Raw genomic sequence first — 5,679 nt, forward strand, 5'->3', positions numbered from 1 at the left:
CGGCGACGTCATCCGAGGCGATCGGCTGTACGTAGGCCAGCGACAGATGCACGGTCTGACCGACGGTGCCTGACTGGGCGATGCCAGCCATGAATTCATGGAACTGCGTTGAGTGCACGATGGTGTAGGGTATGCCGGACGTCTTGATCAGCTCTTCCTGGGCCATCTTGGCACGCATGTAGCCGCTGCCCTGCAGGCGCTCCATGCCGACGATCGACAGCGCGATATGATGCTTGACGCCGGCGGCAGCCCCTGCCTTGAGCAGATTGCGGCCCGACGTCTGGAAGAATTCCAGGACGGCCTTGTCCTCGAACGAGGGCGAGTTTGCGAGATCGAGAACCACCTGCGCGCCAGCGAGCGCTTCGGCCACGCCCTTGCCGGTGATCGTGTCGACGCCCGAATTCGGCGAAGCCGCCAAGACGTCGTGCCCCTTGTTGCGCAATCTTTCCACGGTCTTCGAACCGATGAGGCCGGTGCCGCCGATAACGACGATTTTCATGGATAGTCTCCTTGTCCTTTACGAGGAGTTTCCTCTGTTGACCTGAAAGCGAGCAGGCAACTGCTCGGCATGCCCCCGCGCCCTCGATGAGCGAAGCGACTTCATCGGGACCGTTGCCGGTGCGGCCGGTGTAACCGATGGGCAGGAGGATGCGCCGGATCGCGGCCCCAAACTATTCTTCCTCAGTCGCTGTCACCCTATGCGAACGTAGTAGGCGAGCTGGCTCTGCGGTCGAGGCAGTCGGCCGAAATGGGGAACACGACGTCGACAGGCATCGGCCCGAGGGTGATTTCGGCCACCGTTAGGACGCGCTGAGGCTCGGCGAAACGGATGATCGCCTGCTGCTTCTGACGTGTGGCGGGAGTCGCAGCTTTTCGGCATGCGGGAGCGGGCCGCGCTAGCCTAGGCTGAGGCGCTCACTCACATAGCGAAAAAGCCATGCGCCGGATGATGTCTATGAAGAGGCGAATGCCAACTTTTCGGATGACAAGCTCGTGGCGCTCTCGATCGGCTTCCGTCTTCAAGGGCCGCGGATCACAAACGCGCCGCCGCCTGATGGTTCGGCGCCTTCGGCAGGTCAGGAAAGCTCAATAGCCTCGAACATGGCAGTCAGCCCAATGCCTCCGCCGATACCGATCATGGCCAGGCCGGTCGCGCCGGGCGCCCAGCCTTCCTCGGTGTTGCGGATCAGCTGGCTGTACAGCCTGGTAACGAGGATTGCGCCGGACGCCCCGAACGGATGGCCCAAGGCAATCGCTCCACCGTTCCTGTTGATCGCGTCGGGTAGGATCTCGAGCTGATCCAGCGATGCCAGAACCTGGGCCGCGAAGGCCTCGTTGAACTCGATGACATCGATGTCGGAGAGCAAGAGCCCGGGCTGACGCTGCAACAGCCTCCTGGTCGAGACGACCGGGCCGATGCCGAGCAGATTGGGATCCACACCAGCAGCGGCGCTGTCGATGAAGGCAAGGCCCTTTTCGATACCCATGCTTCTCGCCATTCCGCGGCTCATGACCAGCACCAGGCAGGCGCCGTCGTTCAGCGGGCAGGCATTGCCGGCTGTCACCGAACCGTCTGCGAGGAAGACCGGTCTGAGGTTTGCGAGTGCCTCGAGGGATGTGGACTGGCGCGGGCATTCGTCCCGTTGAACCAGCCCGTGGCCGGTGGAAATGTCAACGATCTCTGGCCGAAAGATGCCTGCCTCGGCCGCCGCTACGGCGAGCCTATGGCTGCGCAGGGCGAATTCATCCTGTCTCTGCCGCGATATGCCGAATTGACGGGCGACGTTTTCGGCGGCAATCCCCATTTCCGGGTCGCCGACCGTGTCAGGCGAAAACCGGGCGCGCCCGTAAAAGCGCGGCAGCGTCCCATTCGCCTTTGGTCTTTCGACACGCCATGGCGCGGTGCTGACGCTCTCGACGCCGCCGGCTAGGAAGCAGGCGCCTGCCTTCGCCTGGATCAGGCGCGCCGCCATGATGATCGCTTCCAGGCCCGAGCCGCATTGCCGATCGATGGTCACACCCGGAACCGTCATCGGCAGGCCTGCGGCGAGTGCTGCCAGCCGCGCGATGTTTCCACCGCCACCTGCGGCGTTGCCCACCAGAACGTCGTCTATGGTGTCGGGCGCAATTCCCGTTTCGGAAAGGATCCGATGGATGATCGGCGCAAGCAGATCTTCTGCCGTAACCGTCGACAGCGATCCGAACGCCCGACCGATCGGCGACCGGTAGGCGGCAACCACGACTGGCTGCCAATCCTCGTCAGGCTGAAAGGCGTAGGACAAGATCGTCTCCAGAAACCACGGCCCGCTCCACTTGCCCCCTCGAGATCTTGCCGCTGCTCGTCATCGGCCAGGACCTTATATGGTAGAATTGCTTAGGGATCTTGTACTTCCCGAGCATCTGCGCGCAATGATCAGCCAGGATTTTCGGGTCCATCGTCTCTCCCGAGACGACGGCGACGATCCGCTGACCGAAATAGGCGTCCGGCAGCCCGAAGACAACAGCGTCTTCTATGCCGGGGCAGGCTTTGAGCGCGCTCTCGACTTCCGCAGGATAAACGTTGTTGCCGCCTGATATCATCATGCCGCCCGCCCTGCCGATCACCCGCAGCATACCATTGGCATCGAGTTCGCCGAGATCTCCAACCGTCGCTCCTGCTTCTGTGACCCGGAAGGCCTGACCATCGTCGCCCCAGAGATATCCATCAGCGATCAGGTCGCTCCTGACGAATATGGTTCCCGGCACATCGGTCCCAACGTCGTTTTCATCGGGATCGCGAATGGAAATTTCCACGCCGAGATAGGCTTGCCCCACCCGGTCGATCGGAAAATCGATCTCGCCGCCGACAAGGGTCGAGACCGTCATGAAACCGATCTCGGATGCGCCGTAATATTCCCGGATACGGGCATTCGGAAACAGGCGACGCATGGACTCAACCCCGTTCCTGTCAAGCTTTGCGCCGGCGGTGAGGACATCGCGCAGAGAGGTCAGAGCGGGTTCGCCTGCCCAGGCCCTTGCAATGCCGGCTATATGGGTGGGCACGGCAACCAGCCGTTCGACTTGCCGGGAGGAGAGCGTGCGTGCGACCACGACGGGATCCCATTTCCGGACTGAATGGAAGGTTGCCCCGACATCAACAGCTTCGACCAATGCATAAAGCGCCAGGCCATGAGCCAAGGCTCCTGGGCACATTGTCGACGGCGCGTCTTCGAGTTCGAAAACGACGCGCCCGCGATCGAGGCTCCGGCGCCACTGCTCGCGTGAGCGATAATAGGCTTTCGGCTCGGCGGTGGTTCCCGAGGTGAAGCCGATCAGAAAGATCTTGTCAGTATCGGCCGGCAGCTCGGCTTCCTCTCCCGCCGCGGCGAGGTCGAAAGCCTCTGCTCCGGCGGTGACGACGGGAATGCCGAATCTCCGGGCAATTTCAGCACTCGGCCCGGCATCGTCGTCGACGATCAGAACGTCAGGCGCCAGGCGCTCGATGATGCGTTCGATTCTTTCCGCCGGCATCATCGGGTCGATGACCGCACAGGCATTCGGGGAGGCGGTCGCCGCCGCAAAATACTCGGCAAAGCCGATATGGTTGCCAAGGCTGAGAGCGGCAAGTTTCTCCACGCCGGGCAGGTCGAGCATGCGGCAGTTCGAGCGGGGCAGATCTTGGAGAAACCGATAAATTGCCTTGGCGCGCAAATAGAGCTCGCCATAGCTGAGCGAGTGCCCGTCGATTACCAGCGCCGGCTTGTCCGGTGTCTCCGTTGCATGTCGAAGAAGCTGCGCATGGATCGGCATGGACACCCGCTGGTTTGAATGATCGGCCGTCAGCCGGGAGACAGAGCGGCTCTGGTCGCTTCGGGAATCGGCGTCGGGCGGCTGTCGGAGAGGCCGACGCAGACCCAGACGAAATGTGCCGATGCGCAATGGGCGCCATCGCGCTGGCGAAAGAGTTCTATGGCAAAGGACAGGCTCGTGCGCCCGATTTTTTCCACGTCCACCTTTGCCTCGACAACATCGTCGAGGTCGATCGGGCTGTGAAAGGTAATCTCAGCCTTCTTCACGTGATAGGCAACGCCGGAGGAGGTGTGACGGAAATGGCTGAGAATTTGCCGTTGCCGCAGGAACTCGACGACCGCATCCTCGCAATAATCGAGATAACGGGAATTGTGGACATGACCATAGATGTCGATGTCTCGCATCGAGACCCGGAACGATGCTAAAGGCCTGTCGTCAACGCTCATTCGATCACCAATTCGACGGGGTGATCTAACCGCAGTGTGTGGGGGATGCAATGCAATATCAGGCGGTCGTGCGAAAATTCGGCCCGGCTCAGGATGTCGTCGAGCTCGAGCGGGCTGCGCTGCCGCCGCTGCGGCGTGACCAGGTGAGGGTGCGCCTGCTGGCGCGGGCGATCAACCCGTCCGATATCATCACCATATCAGGAGCCTATAGCGGACGCACGACATTGCCCTTCATTCCCGGCTTCGAAGCGTTCGGCGTAGTCGAACGGTGCGGCGAGGAGGTTCGTGGGCTTTCCCCGGGAACACGCGTGCTGCCAGTGCGCAGTGCCGGTGGCTGGCAGGAATTCAAGGATACCGATCCCGATTGGTGCCTTCGTGTTCCAGACGATCTCACCGACTTCGAAGCTGCAACGAGCTACGTCAATCCGATGACGGCCTGGTTGATGCTGCATGCCAAGATCGGGCTGAGGCCGGGCATGCGCATCGCCATCAACGCCGCCGCCTCTTCGATCGGAGCGATATTGATCAGTCTCGCCAATGCCGCAGGCGTGGAGCCGGTCGCCATCGTCCGCAGCGAAGGATCGCTTGAGCGCCTGCGCGGTCGGCTCGAGGCTGTCATCATCGATAGGGAAGAAAGCGAAAGTTATCTGGTTGCCGAGCTCGCCGGCCGGCATGGGCTCGACGCGGTGCTCGATTGCGTCGGAGGTGCGCGCGCCGCAGTCCTCGCCGATGCGCTGCGGCCGGGCGGACGCTTCGTGCATTACGGCCTGCTTTCGGGCCAAAGCATTCCGAATTCATTCTGGGCGTCCCATCCCGATATTTCCTTTTCCTATTTTCACCTCAGGGAATGGGTTCATTCCGAAGCTATGGACGACGTGCAGCACGCCTATTCCAAGGTCGCGGCGCAGATCGTTTCGAAGGTCATCGAGACCGAGATACGGGAGGTATTCCCCTTGGAAAAGGTCCGGCAAGCCCTGCAGTCCGCGCTTCCCTTGCGAACGGGCGGCAAGGTGCTCTTGGCCTGACAGGGCTTCGCCGCTAGGCGTTTTCGTGTCGTTGCCGCGCACTGGTAATTGCCGGGTGGTTCTGCTCGGCCCATCCGATCAGGGTTTTCATGGGAATGAGGAAAGATTGCCCCAGTTCCGTCAGCTCATATTCCACGCGAGGCGGAACCTGCGGATAGACGGTGCGCCGCACGAAGCCGTCCTGCTCCAGATGCCTCAACGTCTTGGAGAGCATCTGTTTCGAGATGTCCCCGATCTCGCGCATCAGCTCGTTGAAGCGTTTCTTTCCGCCTTCCAGTGCCTCGAGGGTGAGCAGGCTCCATTGATCGCCGATACGATCGAGCACGCCTCTGATCGGGCATCCCGCCCCGGGCTGTTGTTTCGGCTCGTCCGTTTCCTTGGGCATGCTCCGTCCTCGGTCATCGTCGGCTGACCTTGCC

At 61.8% G+C, this 5,679-nt stretch carries 6 protein-coding genes and 1 pseudogene; 2 read left to right on the top strand and 5 right to left on the bottom strand.

All coding sequences use genetic code 11. The features are described from left to right. Positions 1–499 (bottom strand): SDR family oxidoreductase (locus tag FY112_RS01795; protein WP_151517503.1); only part of this gene is annotated, 499 nt, incomplete at its 3' end. A 305-nt stretch (positions 500–804) separates the two neighbouring features. Between FY112_RS01795 and FY112_RS38545 the strand changes: the two are divergent. Continuing rightward, positions 805–1,055 (top strand): annotated as a pseudogene (locus FY112_RS38545) (carboxymuconolactone decarboxylase family protein); the annotation flags it as partial. 21 nt (positions 1,056–1,076) lie between these two features. Here FY112_RS38545 and FY112_RS01805 read toward each other — a convergent pair. From FY112_RS01805 to FY112_RS01815, 3 genes are read right to left on the bottom strand one after another with little or no spacing between them, the layout of a single operon-like run. Continuing rightward, positions 1,077–2,282: a thiolase family protein gene (locus FY112_RS01805; protein ID WP_151517504.1), complete on the bottom strand. Its 1,206-nt coding sequence runs from the start codon at positions 2,280–2,282 to the stop codon at positions 1,077–1,079. Then, positions 2,260–3,789, bottom strand: coding sequence for an AMP-binding protein (locus tag FY112_RS01810; protein ID WP_131708240.1), 1,530 nt, complete (start codon positions 3,787–3,789; stop codon positions 2,260–2,262). Before FY112_RS01810 ends, FY112_RS01805 begins: the two co-directional genes overlap by 23 nt. A 29-nt stretch (positions 3,790–3,818) precedes the next feature. Then, positions 3,819–4,235, bottom strand: coding sequence for a thioesterase family protein (locus FY112_RS01815; protein WP_011649139.1), 417 nt, complete (start codon positions 4,233–4,235; stop codon positions 3,819–3,821). 50 nt (positions 4,236–4,285) lie between these two features. Between FY112_RS01815 and FY112_RS01820 the strand changes: the two genes are divergently transcribed. Beyond that, on the top strand, positions 4,286–5,260 hold the full coding sequence (locus FY112_RS01820) for a zinc-dependent alcohol dehydrogenase family protein (RefSeq protein ID WP_151517505.1): 975 nt from the start codon (positions 4,286–4,288) through the stop codon (positions 5,258–5,260). A 13-nt stretch (positions 5,261–5,273) separates the two neighbouring features. On the opposite strand, the gene FY112_RS01825 is transcribed toward FY112_RS01820, so the two are convergent. Then, positions 5,274–5,645: a helix-turn-helix domain-containing protein gene (locus FY112_RS01825; protein ID WP_017957322.1), complete on the bottom strand. Its 372-nt coding sequence runs from the start codon at positions 5,643–5,645 to the stop codon at positions 5,274–5,276. Positions 5,646–5,679 lie beyond the last annotated feature (34 nt).

Origin of the sequence: Rhizobium sp. PEPV16 (assembly GCF_008919455.1) — a bacterium.
Lineage (GTDB): Bacteria > Pseudomonadota > Alphaproteobacteria > Rhizobiales > Rhizobiaceae > Rhizobium > Rhizobium leguminosarum_Q.